At 36.6% G+C, this 15526-nt stretch carries 15 protein-coding genes; 7 read left to right on the top strand and 8 right to left on the bottom strand.

Annotated features, from left to right (window positions below; translation table 11 throughout):
• Nucleotides 1-20: 20 nt before the first annotated feature.
• Entirely contained in the window at nt 21-2216 is a 2196-nt protein-coding gene (gene recQ / locus ACK4HO_RS10375) for a DNA helicase RecQ (RefSeq protein ID WP_409665557.1), read from the bottom strand.
• 86 nt (nt 2217-2302) lie between these two features.
• Here recQ and ACK4HO_RS10370 point away from each other — a divergent pair, with 86 nt between their 5' ends.
• The 5 genes from ACK4HO_RS10370 (at nt 2303) to ACK4HO_RS10350 (ending at nt 5553) form a co-directional block, all read left to right on the top strand.
• The gene (locus ACK4HO_RS10370; RefSeq protein WP_409665555.1) at nt 2303-3268 is read left to right on the top strand and encodes an SIS domain-containing protein; all 966 of its coding nucleotides are present in this window, start codon (nt 2303-2305) and stop codon (nt 3266-3268) included.
• On the top strand, nt 3268-4083 hold the full coding sequence (gene tatC / locus ACK4HO_RS10365) for a twin-arginine translocase subunit TatC (RefSeq protein WP_409665553.1): 816 nt from the start codon (nt 3268-3270) through the stop codon (nt 4081-4083). The genes ACK4HO_RS10370 and tatC overlap by 1 nt, the downstream gene beginning before the upstream one ends.
• Nucleotides 4076-4426, top strand: coding sequence for a carboxymuconolactone decarboxylase family protein (locus ACK4HO_RS10360; RefSeq protein ID WP_409665551.1), 351 nt, complete (start codon nt 4076-4078; stop codon nt 4424-4426). Before tatC ends, ACK4HO_RS10360 begins: the two co-directional genes overlap by 8 nt.
• 129 nt (nt 4427-4555) lie before the next feature.
• Nucleotides 4556-5296 (top strand): LPS export ABC transporter ATP-binding protein, encoded by a 741-nt coding sequence (gene lptB / locus ACK4HO_RS10355; RefSeq protein WP_176305310.1) that lies wholly within the window; start codon nt 4556-4558, stop codon nt 5294-5296.
• 29 nt (nt 5297-5325) lie between these two features.
• The gene (locus ACK4HO_RS10350; protein ID WP_409665549.1) at nt 5326-5553 is read left to right on the top strand and encodes a hypothetical protein; all 228 of its coding nucleotides are present in this window, start codon (nt 5326-5328) and stop codon (nt 5551-5553) included.
• A gap of 46 nt (nt 5554-5599) precedes the next feature.
• Here ACK4HO_RS10350 and ACK4HO_RS10345 read toward each other — a convergent pair whose 3' ends face one another.
• Together ACK4HO_RS10345 and ACK4HO_RS10340 are read right to left on the bottom strand one after the other, a co-directional pair.
• The gene (locus ACK4HO_RS10345; RefSeq protein ID WP_409665547.1) at nt 5600-6334 is read right to left on the bottom strand and encodes a hypothetical protein; all 735 of its coding nucleotides are present in this window, start codon (nt 6332-6334) and stop codon (nt 5600-5602) included.
• 64 nt (nt 6335-6398) lie between these two features.
• Nucleotides 6399-7148, bottom strand: coding sequence for a CDP-alcohol phosphatidyltransferase family protein (locus ACK4HO_RS10340; RefSeq protein ID WP_409665545.1), 750 nt, complete (start codon nt 7146-7148; stop codon nt 6399-6401).
• Between the two features lie 195 nt (nt 7149-7343).
• Between ACK4HO_RS10340 and ACK4HO_RS10335 the strand changes: the two genes are divergently transcribed.
• Both ACK4HO_RS10335 and ACK4HO_RS10330 read left to right on the top strand, forming a co-directional pair.
• The gene (locus ACK4HO_RS10335) at nt 7344-8327 is read left to right on the top strand and encodes a PorV/PorQ family protein (protein WP_409665595.1); all 984 of its coding nucleotides are present in this window, start codon (nt 7344-7346) and stop codon (nt 8325-8327) included.
• A 7-nt stretch (nt 8328-8334) separates the two neighbouring features.
• Nucleotides 8335-9453, top strand: a complete 1119-nt coding sequence (locus tag ACK4HO_RS10330; protein ID WP_409665543.1) for a DUF4105 domain-containing protein — start codon at nt 8335-8337, stop codon at nt 9451-9453.
• Here ACK4HO_RS10330 and ACK4HO_RS10325 read toward each other — a convergent pair.
• The 5 genes from ACK4HO_RS10325 to ACK4HO_RS10305 are packed head-to-tail and all read right to left on the bottom strand — an operon-like array spanning nt 9433 to nt 15394.
• Nucleotides 9433-10827: an exopolysaccharide biosynthesis polyprenyl glycosylphosphotransferase gene (locus ACK4HO_RS10325; RefSeq protein WP_409665541.1), complete on the bottom strand. Its 1395-nt coding sequence runs from the start codon at nt 10825-10827 to the stop codon at nt 9433-9435. The two genes, ACK4HO_RS10330 and ACK4HO_RS10325, sit on opposite strands and share 21 nt — an antisense overlap.
• A 51-nt stretch (nt 10828-10878) precedes the next feature.
• On the bottom strand, nt 10879-11889 hold the full coding sequence (locus ACK4HO_RS10320; RefSeq protein ID WP_409665539.1) for a glycosyltransferase family 4 protein: 1011 nt from the start codon (nt 11887-11889) through the stop codon (nt 10879-10881).
• The gene (locus ACK4HO_RS10315; protein WP_409665538.1) at nt 11882-13201 is read right to left on the bottom strand and encodes an O-antigen ligase family protein; all 1320 of its coding nucleotides are present in this window, start codon (nt 13199-13201) and stop codon (nt 11882-11884) included. The genes ACK4HO_RS10320 and ACK4HO_RS10315 overlap by 8 nt, the downstream gene beginning before the upstream one ends.
• 4 nt (nt 13202-13205) lie before the next feature.
• On the bottom strand, nt 13206-14279 hold the full coding sequence (locus ACK4HO_RS10310; protein WP_409665536.1) for a glycosyltransferase: 1074 nt from the start codon (nt 14277-14279) through the stop codon (nt 13206-13208).
• The gene (locus ACK4HO_RS10305; protein WP_409665534.1) at nt 14276-15394 is read right to left on the bottom strand and encodes a glycosyltransferase; all 1119 of its coding nucleotides are present in this window, start codon (nt 15392-15394) and stop codon (nt 14276-14278) included. Before ACK4HO_RS10305 ends, ACK4HO_RS10310 begins: the two co-directional genes overlap by 4 nt.
• Nucleotides 15395-15526: the final 132 nt, after the last annotated feature.

The raw sequence follows: 15526 nt of genomic DNA, 5'->3' as shown, positions 1-15526 counted from the left end.
TGTGACTGCGACTGCAAACTTTAATTTGCCACTTCACTGATAAACTTAATTCGCATCAAACGCAATTCTTCAATATCATAATCGCCGTCGAATTCTTTAAGGGCATCTTCAATTTTATCGGATTCAGAATCCATAAAATAATCGTGAATTTCTTCTTGTTGCTCTTCGTCCAAAATTTCGTTTATCCAATAACTGATGTTCAATTTGGTACCTGAATAAACAATCTGCTCCATTTCTTTTAGCAAATTATCCATCGTGTAACCTTTGGCCTTGGCTATATCATCCAAAGACAATTTTCGGTCGATATTCTGAATGATATACAATTTATTAGCCGAATTGGCTCCGGTAGATTTTACCACCAAATCATCCGGACGAATGATATCGTTATCTTCTACATATCTTTCAATAAGTTCTACGAACTCCTTGCCGTATTTTTTGGCTTTGCCTTCGCCTACGCCGTGAACATTACTCAATTCATCAATAGTAATCGGATATTTCAACGCCATATCTTCCAAAGATGGGTCTTGGAAAACTACAAATGGCGGAACTCCAAGTTTTTTTGCGACTTTTTTACGCAATTCACGCAACATGCTCATCAAAGCTTCATCGGCTGTAACGCTTGATTTGGCGGCAGTTACTATGGCTTCATCTTCACTCTCACTGTATTCATGGTCTTCCGACATCATAAAAGAAACCGGATTTTTAATAAACTCATGACCTTTATCGGATACTTTTAGAATTCCGTAGGTTTCAATGTCTTTGGTTAATAAACCATCCACTAAAACCTGACGAATCAACGCCATCCAATATCGCTCATCAAAAGCTGAACCGCAACCAAAGAAGGTCTGCGTATCAGTTCTATGGGCTTTTATCGTAGCATTTACTCTTCCTATAAGCGTGAAGACAACCTCTTTTGATTTGTATAAATATTTGGTATCGCGAACGACTTCGAGTACCATTTTGACTTGATTTTTAGCTTCAACTTTCGATTTCGGGTTGCGAACATTGTCATCCATATCTGCGCCATCACCGGTTTCACTATCAAATTCTTCTCCGAAATAGTGCAACAAAAATTTACGCCTCGATATCGAAGTTTCGGCATAAGCCACCACTTCTTGTAGTAACGCAAAACCTATTTCTTGTTCAGCCACAGGTTTGCCCGACATGAATTTTTCTAATTTCTCCACGTCTTTGTATGAGTAGTATGCCAAACAATGACCTTCTCCTCCATCGCGACCGGCACGACCGGTTTCTTGGTAATAACTTTCTAAAGATTTTGGAATGTCGTGGTGAATTACAAAACGAACGTCCGGTTTGTCAATTCCCATTCCGAAAGCAATAGTTGCCACAACCACTTCTACATCTTCCATCAAGAACATGTCTTGGTGTTTGGCACGGGTTTTAGCATCTAACCCTGCGTGATACGGAACGGCTGAAATTCCGTTTACCTGAAGTACTTCGGCTATTTCTTCCACCTTTTTTCGGCTTAAGCAATAAATGATGCCTGATTTGCCTTTGTGTTGTTTGATAAAACGAATGATATCCGCTTCGATATTTTTGGTTTTGGTACGTACTTCGTAAAATAAATTCGGACGGTTAAAAGACGCTTTAAATGTCGTAGCATCAGACATATCCAAATTCTTTAGAATATCTTCCTGAACTTTTGGAGTAGCCGTAGCCGTTAATCCGATTACTGGTACATCGCCCAATTGTTTGATAATGTGCCTAAGATTACGGTATTCGGGTCTGAAATCGTGTCCCCATTCCGAAATACAGTGGGCTTCGTCAATGGCTACAAACGATATTGTTACACTTTGAAGAAACTCTACGTATTCTTCTTTGGTCAAAGATTCCGGAGCGACATAAAGCAACTTAGTAATTCCTGAAGTGATATCTTTTTTAACCTGATTGATCTCAGTTTTGGTAAGTGACGAATTTAATACATGAGCGATTCCATTTTCGGAAGACAAACTTCTGATGGCATCAACTTGATTCTTCATTAACGCAATCAGCGGCGAAACCACAATGGCTGTTCCGTTTTGAATTAAGGCGGGCAATTGGTAACAAAGTGACTTTCCACCACCCGTTGGCATTATAACGAAGGTATTATGTTTGGTAATAATACTTTTTATGACTTGTTCCTGTAAACCTTTAAATTGGCTGAAGCCAAAATACTTTTTTAATTCTTTGTGGATGTCAATTTCGTCTAAATTCATTCTGTGTTAATGGTATTTTTACATAAATTTGCAAACATAAAGATACGACTTTCTTTCATACACACAAATTTTATCTTATTTGAATTTTGATACCAAAAGAAACCATTTTAGCCTCTGCCAAAAAGACCATATTATCAGAAAGTGAAGCCATTGCGAAGCTGGTTGATTTTGTCAATGACGATTTTGTCCAAACAGTTGAAATCATATACAATGCCACCGGAAGACTAGTAGTGACGGGAATTGGCAAAAGCGCCATCATCGCACAAAAAATTGTAGCTACTCTAAATTCTACCGGAACACCATCCTTATTTCTTCACGCTTCTGAAGCCATTCACGGTGATTTGGGCATGGTTCAACCCGGCGATGTGGTGATTTGTATTTCCAAAAGCGGCAACAGTCCTGAAATCAAAGTTTTGGTTCCGTTATTGAAACGTTTCGGCAACAAATTGGTAGCGATTACCGGAAACACCACTTCCTTTTTGGGCAAAGAAGCCGATTATGTTTTGAATACTTATGTGGAAAGCGAAGCTTGCCCTAATAATTTGGCGCCAACCAACAGCACTACAGCCCAATTGGTTATTGGCGATGCGATTGCAGTTTGCTTAATGGAAATGAGAAACTTCACCGCTGAAGATTTTGCCAAATACCATCCCGGTGGTGCTTTGGGTAAAAAATTATTATTACGCGTCGGCGATATGCTCGATACTACGCACAAACCTATTGTAGCGCCTGATTCTAATATCAAAACGGTAATTGTAGAAATCTCCGAAAAACGTCTGGGCGTTACCGCAGTCGTTGACAATGAAAAAGTAATCGGAATTATCACCGATGGTGATATTCGAAGAATGCTGAATAAAACTGATAACATTTCAGGTCTAGTCGCGCAAGACATTATGACTGTTAATCCGAAAATGATTAAATCAACCGATATGGTTAGCGATGCCTTGAATATTTTAGAGGATTTTTCTATAACGCAGTTGGTCGTTGTAGACAATGGCGAATACAAAGGCGTTTTACATTTGCATGACATTTTAAAAGAAGGGATTGTATAATGGCTAGAAAACCCGTGGGCGAGATGTCATTCTTAGACCATCTCGAGGAATTAAGATGGTTATTGGTAAGAAGTACTTTGGCGATAGTAATTATTGCTTGTGCTTGTTATTTTATTGATGACTATATTTTCGACCAAATCATTTTTGGCCCAAAAGATCCCAATTTTATCACATACCGTTTCTTTTGTCAATTGACAAGATTTTTTGGCGTTGATGACTCTTATGCCTGTGCGACAGAGTTTGCCTTTATCATACAAAACACTGAGGTTGGAGGACAATTCTCAATTTATTTGTGGATATTAATCACTGCCGGTTTCATTCTTGGCTTTCCTTATATACTTTATGAATTTTGGCGATTTATCAGTCCGGCACTCTATGAAAAAGAACGCAAAAATGCCGCCTTATTTATCATTGTTTCTTCGTTGTTGTTTTTTATCGGAGTACTCTTTGGTTATTTTGTAATTGTGCCTTTGTCAATTAACTTTTTCGCCAATTTTAATGTGAGTCAAGCCGTGGTCAATCAGTTTACGATTGATTCTTACATCAGTATGATCAAGACTTCAGTTGTGGCGAGTGGATTGGTTTTTGAATTGCCGATTATCATTTATTTCCTAACCAAATTAGGATTGGTCACACCCGCCTTTTTAAGAAAATACAGAAGAGCTGCGATTGTAATTATTTTAATTGTAGCTGCAATAGTTACACCACCGGATATTCCGAGTCAGGTTGTAGTTTCTATTCCAATATTGATTTTATACGAAGTAAGTATTTTAATTTCCGCAGTAGTGGTTAAAAAAGAACAAGAAAATGGCTGATTTAGTAAAAGAATTTAACGACTATCGTTCCAGAATGAACGAAAAGTTATTGGCTGACAATAACAAAATAGTAAAACGAATTTTCAATTTGGACACCAATGCTTATGCCGTAGGCGCTTTGGATGTAAAAACCAAAGAACTTTTGGGTTTAGTAGCTTCAGCGGTGCTGCGTTGTGATGATTGCGTAAAATACCATTTAGAAACGAGCTACAAAGAAGGCGTAACCAAAGAAGAAATGATGGAAGCCATGGGCATAGCCACTTTAGTCGGCGGAACCATAGTAGTACCGCATTTAAGAAGAGCTTACGAGTTTTGGGAAGCGTTGGAGGAAGCGGGAAGTTAGATGTTAGATGTTAGATGTTGGATGATTTCCAAAATTGAAGTTAAAACAATCAATCAAGCAAATGAATTTTGTTTATTTGCAGAGAATAAAACTTAGTACCTTAGTTACTTAGAACCTTAGAACCTCAAAATGAAGTTAAGAGCCGAAAATTTAGTCAAAACCTACAAAGGCAGAAGCGTAGTAAAAGGTATCTCCGTGGAAGTAAACCAAGGAGAAATCGTTGGGCTTTTAGGGCCAAATGGTGCCGGAAAAACCACTTCTTTCTACATGATTGTAGGCTTGGTAAAACCCAATTCCGGGAATATTTATTTGGATGATATGAACATCACCGATTTTCCGATGTACAAGCGTGCCCAACACGGTATTGGTTATTTGGCACAAGAAGCTTCGGTCTTTAGAAAATTGAGTATCGAAGATAACATTTTGAGTGTTTTGCAACTAACCAAGCTCAGCAAAGAAGAACAAGTCGCCAAAATGGAAAGTTTGATAGCCGAATTCAGTTTGGAACACATTCGAACCAACCGCGGTGATTTACTTTCGGGCGGAGAAAGAAGAAGAACAGAAATCGCTCGTGCTTTGGCTACTGACCCAAAATTCATTTTATTGGACGAACCCTTTGCCGGAGTTGACCCGGTTGCGGTAGAAGACATTCAAAGAATTGTAGCCCAATTAAAAAACAAAAACATCGGGATTTTGATTACCGACCACAACGTTCAGGAAACTTTAGCCATTACCGATAAAACATACTTAATGTTCGAAGGCGGCATTTTGAAAGCCGGAATCCCGGAAGAATTGGCAGCGGATGAAATGGTGAGAAAGGTATATCTCGGACAAAACTTCGAGTTGCGTAAAAAGAAATTGCATTTTTAAATAAGAGAAATGAAAAAAGACTTTTCATTATGCAAAATCCTTCACAAGAAACACTGAACAATTGGAATAAAAATCCAAAATATTGGAAGCTTGGTCTTTTTTACTACAACAAAGAAGACCAAAGACTTTTAGTAGACAAACCCAATCCAAACTACGGAACAACATTCAATTTTGCCCATAAGAAATCCTATTTGTTCTTATTGCTAATCTTTTCCTTTTTCGGATTTATAGTTTATATGGTCACAAGAAATCAATAAAAAAGCTTCCTAAATGGAAGCTTTTTATTTTAACTTTTTTCAAAATTTAGTAATAAGTATAACTAATTGATTCCCTTAAAACACTTGAGGCATCATAAGTCAGCTCAGTTAATGGATAATTATCAGTATTATAGGTATAGTTGACCATATAATTAATTCCAAAAGTGCTTGAAGCTGTTTCATTATTGAGATTTCCGTCTATGTCTGAATTTAAAACTTGAAATATCTCATAATTACTTATATTTTGGAATGGATTGTTTTTTGTGTCGTAAGTAACAGTTTCTGTATTGGAAGTTCCAAAAGAAGTTCTGGTATATTGTGTTATATTTCCGTTTTGCACTGTACAAACTTCTGTCAAAATCAAATCTGATTGAGTTGTCAAATCCCCATCATATACTGTTCTGGTAAATGTATTTCCTGAATAGGTAACTACTGTTTTGGTTGCTGAATCAAAATCAGGATCATATTCTGTAAATTTAGAAACTTGATCTCCTGAATATTCAATAACGATATAGGTATTGTCTTCCGGGTGATTCATTCTAGTCAACTTATCCCCGGTATAAATATATTGCTCAATCAAAACCCCTGAGTCTTTTACATTTAATAATTTATCTCCCGAATAAGTAAATAACAAATTGTAATCATCGTCTGCAGGATTAGCATTATCAATAATCATAGTTTTAACCAATGCTCCTGAAGCTGGAGTGCTTGAAGAATTATCAGAGGAACAACTCACTACGAAAGTAGCGGTAATGGCCAATAGCCAAAAAATTTTTTTCATTTTTTATAGTTTTTATATTTCTATAAAAATAGAAAAAAAATGTAATAAAAAATCTTATAAAAAATTATTCTGTTTTAGACAACTTAAATGCATTATCAAGAATAGATAGTACTACATAAATTAAGATAATCAAAGGAACCGCTAATATTTGAAGAAAAATCAGCATCAGAACCGAAATTGCCAAAAAGAAAATCTGTAATTTATATTTGGCAAAACTGAAGTTCTTAATCTTCAACGAGAACAACGGAATTTCGGCATTCATGACGTACGCGCTTAAAAAAGTGATTCCTATTAAAACCCACTTATTTAATAAATCTTCAATCCAAAACTCATTTAAATGAAAACTCATTATTAATGGCAAACTTGTAATAAACAAGGCATTCGCAGGCGTTGGCAAACCAATAAAACTATCGGATTGACGTGTATCTATATTAAATTTTGCCAAACGATAACAAGCACCAAGGGCAATAATGAATCCTAAAAAAGGAGTATAAAAAATAGTCATAGACTCAGACTTGCTGTAACTACTTAAAGCTTGCGTGAATTCGATATCATATAACATTTGATACATTACAAACGCAGGAACAATACCACTCGTCACCATATCCGCCAACGAATCCAACTGAACGCCTAACGGTCCTGAAACACCAAATTTTCTAGCAAAAAAACCATCAAAAAAATCAAAGAAAATCCCTAACGCCACAAAATAAAATCCTAGGTCGAATCGAGAATTTGCCACAAAAACTAGCGCCACACAACCACAAAACAAATTAAGCATCGTAAATAAATTGGGAATCAGCCTTTTGATATTCATTTGTGGTTGGGTTTATTTTTTAAAGAAATACAAATTTAATACAATAAGTTGCAGACTTCTGCGTTTTATATTCAAGATTTTTATGTGATATTTGTAAAAAGAAAAATTGCCTTGAAAAAAACGATTGCTATTCTGCTACTTTTCATTAGCCTAATTACTCATGCTCAAGCCGTTAGAAAATACTCGAATGAGTTTATGAACATTGGCGTGGATGCAGCAGCTTTGGGAATGTCTAATGCGGTAACAGCTTTTACCGGCGATGTCAATTCGGGGTACTGGAATCCGGCCGGAATTTTAAAAATTGAGGACAGCGAAGCGGCTTTGATGCACGCCAGTTATTTTGCCAATATTGCCCAATACGATTATGCGGCTTATGCCAAAAAAATAGACGACCAAAGCGCTTGGGGTGTTTCCTTAATTCGTTTTGGTGTTGATGACATCCTCAATACTACGCAATTAATCGACAGCGAAGGCAATATCGATTACAACCGTATCAGCCTTTTTTCTACTGCCGATTATGGCTTGACTTTTTCCTATGCTCGAAAAATGAAACTCGAAGGTTTTCAATATGGCATAAATGCCAAAGTCATCCGAAGAGTGATTGGGGATTTTGCCAATTCTTGGGGTTTTGGGTTTGATGTCGGTTTGCAATTCGACAAAAGCGATTGGCACTTTGGGTTGATGTTGCGCGATATTACTACAACTTATAACGTTTGGGCCATCGACGAAGACAAATTTGAAGCCATTCAAGGCGCTGTAGAAGGTCAGAATCAGGAATTACCCGAAAGTACCGAGATAACTTTGCCTAAAGCCCAATTGGGAATCGCCAAAAAATTCGAAATCAACTACGATTATACGCTTTTGGCTGCCGTAAATTTGAACATGCAATTTGCAGAAACCAACGATGTAATTTCTACGAGTGCCGTGAGCATTGATCCGGCTTTGGGATTTGAATTTGGGTATACCGATTTGGTATTCCTTCGCGCCGGTGTTGGTAATTTTCAAAATGTGGAACAAATCGATGGTTCGACTAAAGTGAATTTTCAGCCTAACATTGGTTTAGGTTTCAAATACAAAGGCATCCAAGTGGATTACGCTTTGACCGATTTGGGTGACCAAAGTGCGGCTTTGTATTCCAATATTTTTTCGGTTAAAGTGGATTTGAGTATTTTTAGATAAAACTATTATGTTGAAAAAATCGCTTTTACTTCTGGTACTTACTTTCAGTTTACCCATTTTTTCTCAAAGTCCGAAGCTTTCCGAAAATACCCAAATCAGCATTTTTACTTGCGGCCGTGGCGAACAGCTATATTCTACTTTTGGCCATACCGCTTTGAGAATTAAAGATGAGGCTAACGAATTAGATATCGTTTTTAACTATGGTGCTTTCGACTTCCGAACAGATAATTTCTACTTAAAATTTGTCAAAGGCGATTTGCAATACTTTATGAATGTGACTTCGGTAGAAGATTTTATTTTGGAATATCAAATTGATGAAAGAGAAGTCATCGAGCAAACAATCGACTTACCTTTGGCCCAAAAACAAAAGCTTTTCGACGAATTAAGCGCTGCACTTAACTCTTCGGATAAATATTATACCTACAAATTTATCGACCGAAATTGCACCACCATGGTCGCTGAAAAAATAAATGATTTATTGGGTCAAGCCCAAATACAGAAAGTCGATGACAAAACCATTAGCTACAGAACACTACTCTATCCTTATTTTGAGAATTACTTTTGGTACAAACTCGGAATCAACATTGTTTTCGGTGCCAAAACCGATGCCGATGCTGAGAAATTATTCCTTCCGATTGAATTAATGAACAGCCTTGACAAAGCTAAATTGGACGGAAAACCATTGGTTACCGCAAAGAAAACTTTGATTGTCGGAAGTGAAATTGAGCCCAAGTTTTCCTTTTTCAACAGTATTTATGTAATTATTGCTTTCTTGGTTTTGCTTATTGTAATCAACAAGCGTTGGCTGTTTTTAAGTTATCTTTTCGTTTGCGGAATATTGGGTGTGGTGCTTTGTTTGATTGGCTTGTATTCCCAACACCAAGAGTTGCTTTGGAATTACAACGCGTTGCTTTTCAGTCCGTTGTTTTTGGTTTTACCTTTCTTAAAAGAAGCAAAACTGAAAAAAATTGGTAACCTCTCTTTGGTTATTTTGATGGTTTACATGATTTTTATGTTCAACAAACCACATTTACCCATCATGTTGCCCTTTATTTTAGCTACGGTCTATATGCTGTTGAAAATCACCGGAAGAAATCCTTTAAAACTATTGTCCTCTGTAAAATAAAACCGTACTCAAGGTTTTAAACATAATACTGAAGTCAAGGAAAAGACTGCGGTGTTTGATGTAATACAAGTCGTATTGGAGTTTGATCAAACTATCTTCTATAGTTTCACCATAAGAATAATTGACTTGTGCCCAACCGGTTAATCCGGGCTTAATCACATGTCGGGTTTCGTAGAAAGGCATCACTTCAGCAATCTCGTTGACAAATACCGGTCGTTCCGGTCTTGGCCCAATTACTGCCATTTCGCCTTTCAAAATATTCAAAAATTGGGGAAACTCATCAATTCTCGATTTTCTCATGATTTTGCCAAAAGGGGTAATTCTGGAATCGTTGGTAGTAGCAAAAACAGCACCGCCGCTTTCAGCATTTTTAACCATGGTTCTAAACTTGACAATATTAAAGATTTTACCGTTTTTCCCCACTCTTTCTTGGGTATAAAACAATGTTCCTTTGTTGCCAAAAAGATTTCCCAGAGCTACAATTGGAATTAAAAGCAATCCGACAGCCAATCCGCTTAATGAAATTACTATTTCTAAAAACCTAACGACAATCAAATACAAATGGTTTTGGTTGCTTCGACTGAATGGAAAATAGCGGTAAAAATCGCGCGAAACATATTGCACCGGAATACGCTGGGTAATATTTTCATATACTTGGGTGTATTCTCTGATGATATAACCATTTTCAAGTAAGTGAATCAGTTGGTTGTAGAGTTTGACTGTAATCCCGTCTGTTTTTTGCGAAGCAATTACAATTTCTGAAATAGAATTTTTCTTTACAAAAGATTCTAAACTATTGATGTCAATATTTTTTATATTGGGATAAAGATCACTTTTTAAATTGGCACTATCAGAATTCACAAAACCCAACACACGGTAATGCGGATCGGCATTTTCGAGTCCGTCAACCAATTCTTTTACTTGTTCTTTGTCGCAAATCAGGATTACTTTTTTCAGAAATCGGTTGGAGGCAAAAAAGCGAACATAAATCATTCGCCAAGTAAACAAAGCCACAAAAATTGCTATAAAGAAGAAAAAGATTTGGATACGATTCGTTGGTAAAATCGGAGTAAATATTGGGGTTAATAAATACATCAACACCGTAGTTGAGGAAGTCAATATGATACTCTTAATTACCTGAAACTGATTGCTGGCTACTTGCAAATTGTACATTTCAAAGACCGAACCGATGAAATTTAAGTAAAGTCCTAAAACAATGGTCCAATAAAAATTGGTTGCCGAAATATTAAAGTAATTAAATTTAAAGACTATTCCGACCAAGTACAGGGAAACCAGTACAGAGATGACATCAAAGAGTCTTAAAAGAATTTTTCTTTCCGAAACTTCAAAGTGAATATCCTTGTATTTGTTCATCTTTTTGATAGCACGCTATTTTTTGAAGTCGCAAGTTAATAAATCTCGTGATTAAATCAGTAAATCTATCCACTCCTTTTTTACGATTTCCCAATCAAAGCTTTGAACGGTTTCTTTGGCATTTTTAGTAATGCTTTTCGCGAGATTCGCCTCCGCAAACAACCTGTTAACTTGCTGAGTCATTCCTTCTTCATCATTATCTGTAACCAACAAAGAATTGGCTTCATGTTGCAACAAATAAGGAATCCCGCCTACATTGGTAGAAACAACAGGCAAACCTAAAGCCATCGCTTCAATGACACTAATTGGCGTATTATCGAAATGTGTCGTATTGATAAAAACGTTGTAATCTTTGGATTTGGCTATCCAATCTTCTTTTGACAACTTTCCGGTAAACGTGATATCTACCTTATTCTTTTGGGCAAAACGCTTCGTTTTTTCGAAACTATCGTCTTTTTTGGGGCCAATCATACACAAAGTGGCTTCGGGATAGATTTTCTTTAAATTGATAAAAACCTTGACCGCCATTATCGGATTGTATATTTTGGCAAATGACCTTACCCAAAGTATTCTCGGAAAGTCAAACGTTTTAACCGATTGGGTATACAACTGCAGTTCAATTGTGTTGGGAATGTATTTTAAGTTGGTATAACCGTTATTTTTAAAAGCCTGATATAAGTAATAAGATGGTGCAATATTGATAAAGGCGTTGTTGAATATCAAATTGGAGAAAAATTTAGTCCTTACAATTCTGCTGGGCAAATCACCACCATGTAATTTCGGGATGTATTTTACGTTTAAAAGTCTGCAGAGCTGTGAGATAATAAAGGCATACCAAAAATTTTTGGTGCTGTAAGTGTCAATTAAAACATAGTCTACTTTTTTGGCATATTTAAAGGTCATATAAACCATTTCCAGCATTCTCAAAGACTTATTTTTCTTTGAAGAAGCATAGTAAACGGTAAATCCTTCGGCTTCCAGAAACGAACCTAATGTTTCTATTGAAGTTGAAGTATAACCGTGATCGGATAGCTTATTTCCAATATAAAGCAGGCTATTCATCCATATAAACTTTTAATAGCGACAACGAATATACAAAAGCCGGCGCAGCAATCCTCATAGCAGCATGATTAATTGTCAGCAACCAAAATACTAAAAAACAAAACATATAAATATTTTGCTTGTTGTCGAGGTATAAAAAAATAGGCGTTAAAAACACAATTAATAGTGCCATAATTCCCAATGTTCCGTGTTCGGCAAAGGTTCTAGAGACTTCGTTGTGAGACGTAATGATTTCTCCACCGGTTTTTTCTTCCCTGATTTCAAGACCTTTGGCCACACCAATCCCAAAAACCGGACTGTCTAAAAAAGCCTCAATTTCACTGTCTAAAATTTCTTCCCTTCCGGTAAACTGACTCTCTTTAACTTTTCCGGTGGCATCTTGATTGGCGTATCTTTTGTCAATCAAACCTCCGGTTTGGTTGGAAGTATAGACCCAAGTCATGGCAAAACCCACCAGAAACAATACCAACAGTATGTTGAGTTTGTACTTCCCTTCGCCTCTGGTATTTTTATACAAAAAGAAAATCAAAATTAAAATCATCAATAACCCGGTAATCATGCCTCCTCTCGAAAAAGTAACCAAACCGCGGTAACTGATATTGAAAATAATAATCAAATTTATGACAAACATTAATTTAGATCTTGATTCCAAAATCAGTCTGGAAAAGAAAATAAACATCCCAATTCCGAGCAATGTGGCTACCTGATTCGGACCAAATCCACCGGAAGTTTCCAGGTTAGAACCCGTACTGGTCAAAATAGTTTTGAGCTCCGGCGTATACAGTATCAAATACATCGTGGTGGAAATAATAGGCAATCCCATGGCCAATAACATACTGTTAAGTTGGGAAAACAAAATCTTGCGATTGTAATTGTAAATGGCCGCTACGCCTAAACAAGCCGGTCCCGAGATATTAAAGGCCAATGAAGTTCTAAGATCCGACTTTAAATTTAAGGTTTCAGTTGCCACAATAATGCCGGGGAACAGCAGTAGTAAGTATATCCAAAACGGTATAGCATTCTTGGAAAATCCACTGTAATACATTCCTAAAAACAAGAACATCATTACGCCATATTTGGAAAACTCGTATAAAATATTTCCACCGGTCATCCTCAGGAAAACCTCACTTCCCACCAAATACGCCGAAACAAAAAGCACTTCATTGTTTCTGTTGCTCGTTTTAATCACATAATAAATTCCGAATATCAAAATGGAAAAGCCGTATACCTTTGAAAACTGCGGATAATTATAAATTAAAAACCCAATTAGGACATGAGATAAAACTAGCAGTATATAATTTCTTTCTTTCATAGTTTTATAACCCTTTAATCCAATTTAAATATTTGGTCATGACGCCTTCTTCTGAATGATTTTCAACAATGGTTTGGTACAAAACATTACCCAATTGCGTTCTTAAGGCTTCTTCTTTAATCAATTTCAACAAACTTTCACAAAAAGCATCCTGTTCGTTTACACCGACAATAAATCCGTTTAACCCATTTTTTATTATCAACGGAATTTCACCAACATTAGTGCTAACTACCGGCTTTTTATACAATCCGTATTCAATTAACGCCACGGGCAAACCTTCCGATTTAGAGGTTAAAATAGCAATCTCACATTGGTTGATTATGGGAACAACGTCGTTCTTCGACCCATAAATAAAAACCGTTTGCTCCAATCCTTTGTTGAGTATCAATTCGGAAATTTGCTTTGAATACTCGTCTTCAAAATCCTTACCTACCAAATGAAAGGTCCAATCCGGTTGGGTTTCTTTCAATTTTTCGGCTATATTCAACAATAAAAAATGATTTTTTTGGTCTCTTAAATTGGCCAAACACAAAATACGCTTGCCCTCTACTCCTTTCAAAACGGTTTCCGCTTTGACCGTTGAAACCTCATTGGTAAAGTTAGGTAAATAAACCACTTTTTTACAATTGAGCTCTTTTTCGGCCCAATTTTTAAGTTTGAAATTTACAACGATAATACCTTTAAAGAAAAACGAAGCGATTTTGAGCACCAATGATTTTTGGGTGCTGATAAACTCACTCAATCCATTATGGTCATGCCAAATGATTTGAATTTTCGGGTAAATTATTTTGACTAATAAAGCAATGAAATAAGAACTACTGTGCGGTTGAAGAAAGTCAACCTTGTTCATTTTACAGTATTTTTTTAAGCGAGAAGCCGCAGCGAAATCAAGTGTTTTGGTCTTTTTCAAAAAAAGATAAGACACTGAATCATCCAACTGACTTTTCAAATGCCCTTCAGCTCTGGTAGCCACTAAGCCCGAAAAATCAACCCTTTTCGAAAGCGCGTTGGCATAATTGATGGCCATTTTTTCGGCACCGCCAACTTCTAAAGAGTCAATAATTTGTACTATTCTCATGATTGCAAAAGCTGTTTAATTTCATTTTCAAACACATCCAAAGTGTATTGTCTCGACCATTGAATGGCACTATTGACTTGCGTTTGATAGCGATTTTCATCCATGATTATCGATTCGATTTGAGCCACATCATTGTCCAATTGCAGTTCCAAAAGCAATCCGCGATTTCCGTTATCCAACATATTGGGCACACAAGAAACTGAGGAAGCGATTGGCAAACAACCCCAAAACATGCCTTCCGCAATGACTTTGGGCCAACCTTCACTCAATGACGGTAAAACTACAAAATGATTTTTGATATAAGCTTCTTTGACGGTTTCTTGATTTTGATTGCCTTGTAAACTGACAATGCTTTCAAGATGATTAATCTTTATATAATCTTCTAAACTGTTTCGCTCTGCGCCTTCTCCAAATAAAGTCAACGCAACGTCATGTCCATTTTTATAAAGTTGCTCCACCAATTGAATAGCATACAATGGTTGTTTCCCATTAGACAGAGTGCCCACAAAAACAAAAGAAATCTTTCCGGTTAATGGTCTTGGAGTAACAGCAATCTTGTCCTTTTCAAAATAACTCGCGGTGAAAAAGGGTTTGATGTTTTTAGTGCTGTTTTCCCATTCGCCATACACCAAAACCTGCATGTTTTTGGTCAGGAAAGTATTGCTCAAAATCCATTTTTGCAAACGATAACTCAGCGGCTGCTTGGCTTTTAAATCCCAATTGCCGGCGTATTTAGCGGTTTTGGGTTTGTTTGGAAATAAAACCTGTACCAAACAACCCAATAAACCCATATTCCCGGGACATCGCAAATGAATATGATCAGCTTGCTGCATGGCTTTGTAGATTTCGAAAACAATTTTGGGCAATTTTAACAACGATTGTAAAGCCGATTGTAAAGACAAAAAATGATACGAAGCTACTGTTCTGAAATCAATGTTTTGATGAGAATAGGGAATTTCAATCGCGGTTTTGTTTTTTAAAGTCAATGGCGCTACCACGATGATTTTATCGACATATTTTGCCCAAATGTTCATCTCTCTCACATAAGGAGAATATGCATAATATTCGCCATTTTGAAAGCCGTGAGGAACATGTGTAATGAGGCAAAAGGTCATGTTGGTTTAAGATTCTGTTTTGGGTTGGTCAAAAAGCAAACGCACCAAACCAACGGTTCTTCCCCAAGATTCGGTTAACGCTTCCCAACGTTTGTTAGTGGTAAAGATATTGCTAAATCTGATGATTATCAA

The sequence above is a fragment of the Flavobacterium sp. genome (assembly GCF_046296355.1).
Classification (GTDB): domain Bacteria; phylum Bacteroidota; class Bacteroidia; order Flavobacteriales; family Flavobacteriaceae; genus Flavobacterium.
The sequence above is the reverse complement of the archived record's forward strand: the minus strand, read 5'-3'. Positions and strand labels throughout refer to the sequence as shown.

Bases quoted from the DNA above. Each gene is read 5' to 3' on its own strand.
- ACK4HO_RS10325 (WP_409665541.1), bottom strand. From the start codon at position 10,827: ATGAACAAATACAAGGATATTCACTTTGAAGTTTCGGAAAGAAAAATT.
- ACK4HO_RS10330 (WP_409665543.1), top strand. From the start codon at position 8,335: ATGTTGAAAAAATCGCTTTTACTTCTGGTACTTACTTTCAGTTTACCC.
- tatC (WP_409665553.1), top strand. From the start codon at position 3,268: ATGGCTAGAAAACCCGTGGGCGAGATGTCATTCTTAGACCATCTCGAG.
- ACK4HO_RS10320 (WP_409665539.1), bottom strand. From the start codon at position 11,889: ATGAATAGCCTGCTTTATATTGGAAATAAGCTATCCGATCACGGTTAT.
- ACK4HO_RS10310 (WP_409665536.1), bottom strand. From the start codon at position 14,279: ATGAGAATAGTACAAATTATTGACTCTTTAGAAGTTGGCGGTGCCGAA.
- ACK4HO_RS10345 (WP_409665547.1), bottom strand. From the start codon at position 6,334: ATGAAAAAAATTTTTTGGCTATTGGCCATTACCGCTACTTTCGTAGTG.
- ACK4HO_RS10350 (WP_409665549.1), top strand. From the start codon at position 5,326: ATGCAAAATCCTTCACAAGAAACACTGAACAATTGGAATAAAAATCCA.
- recQ (WP_409665557.1), bottom strand. From the start codon at position 2,216: ATGAATTTAGACGAAATTGACATCCACAAAGAATTAAAAAAGTATTTT.
- lptB (WP_176305310.1), top strand. From the start codon at position 4,556: ATGAAGTTAAGAGCCGAAAATTTAGTCAAAACCTACAAAGGCAGAAGC.
- ACK4HO_RS10360 (WP_409665551.1), top strand. From the start codon at position 4,076: ATGGCTGATTTAGTAAAAGAATTTAACGACTATCGTTCCAGAATGAAC.
- ACK4HO_RS10315 (WP_409665538.1), bottom strand. From the start codon at position 13,201: ATGAAAGAAAGAAATTATATACTGCTAGTTTTATCTCATGTCCTAATT.
- ACK4HO_RS10305 (WP_409665534.1), bottom strand. From the start codon at position 15,394: ATGACCTTTTGCCTCATTACACATGTTCCTCACGGCTTTCAAAATGGC.
- ACK4HO_RS10335 (WP_409665595.1), top strand. From the start codon at position 7,344: ATGAACATTGGCGTGGATGCAGCAGCTTTGGGAATGTCTAATGCGGTA.
- ACK4HO_RS10340 (WP_409665545.1), bottom strand. From the start codon at position 7,148: ATGAATATCAAAAGGCTGATTCCCAATTTATTTACGATGCTTAATTTG.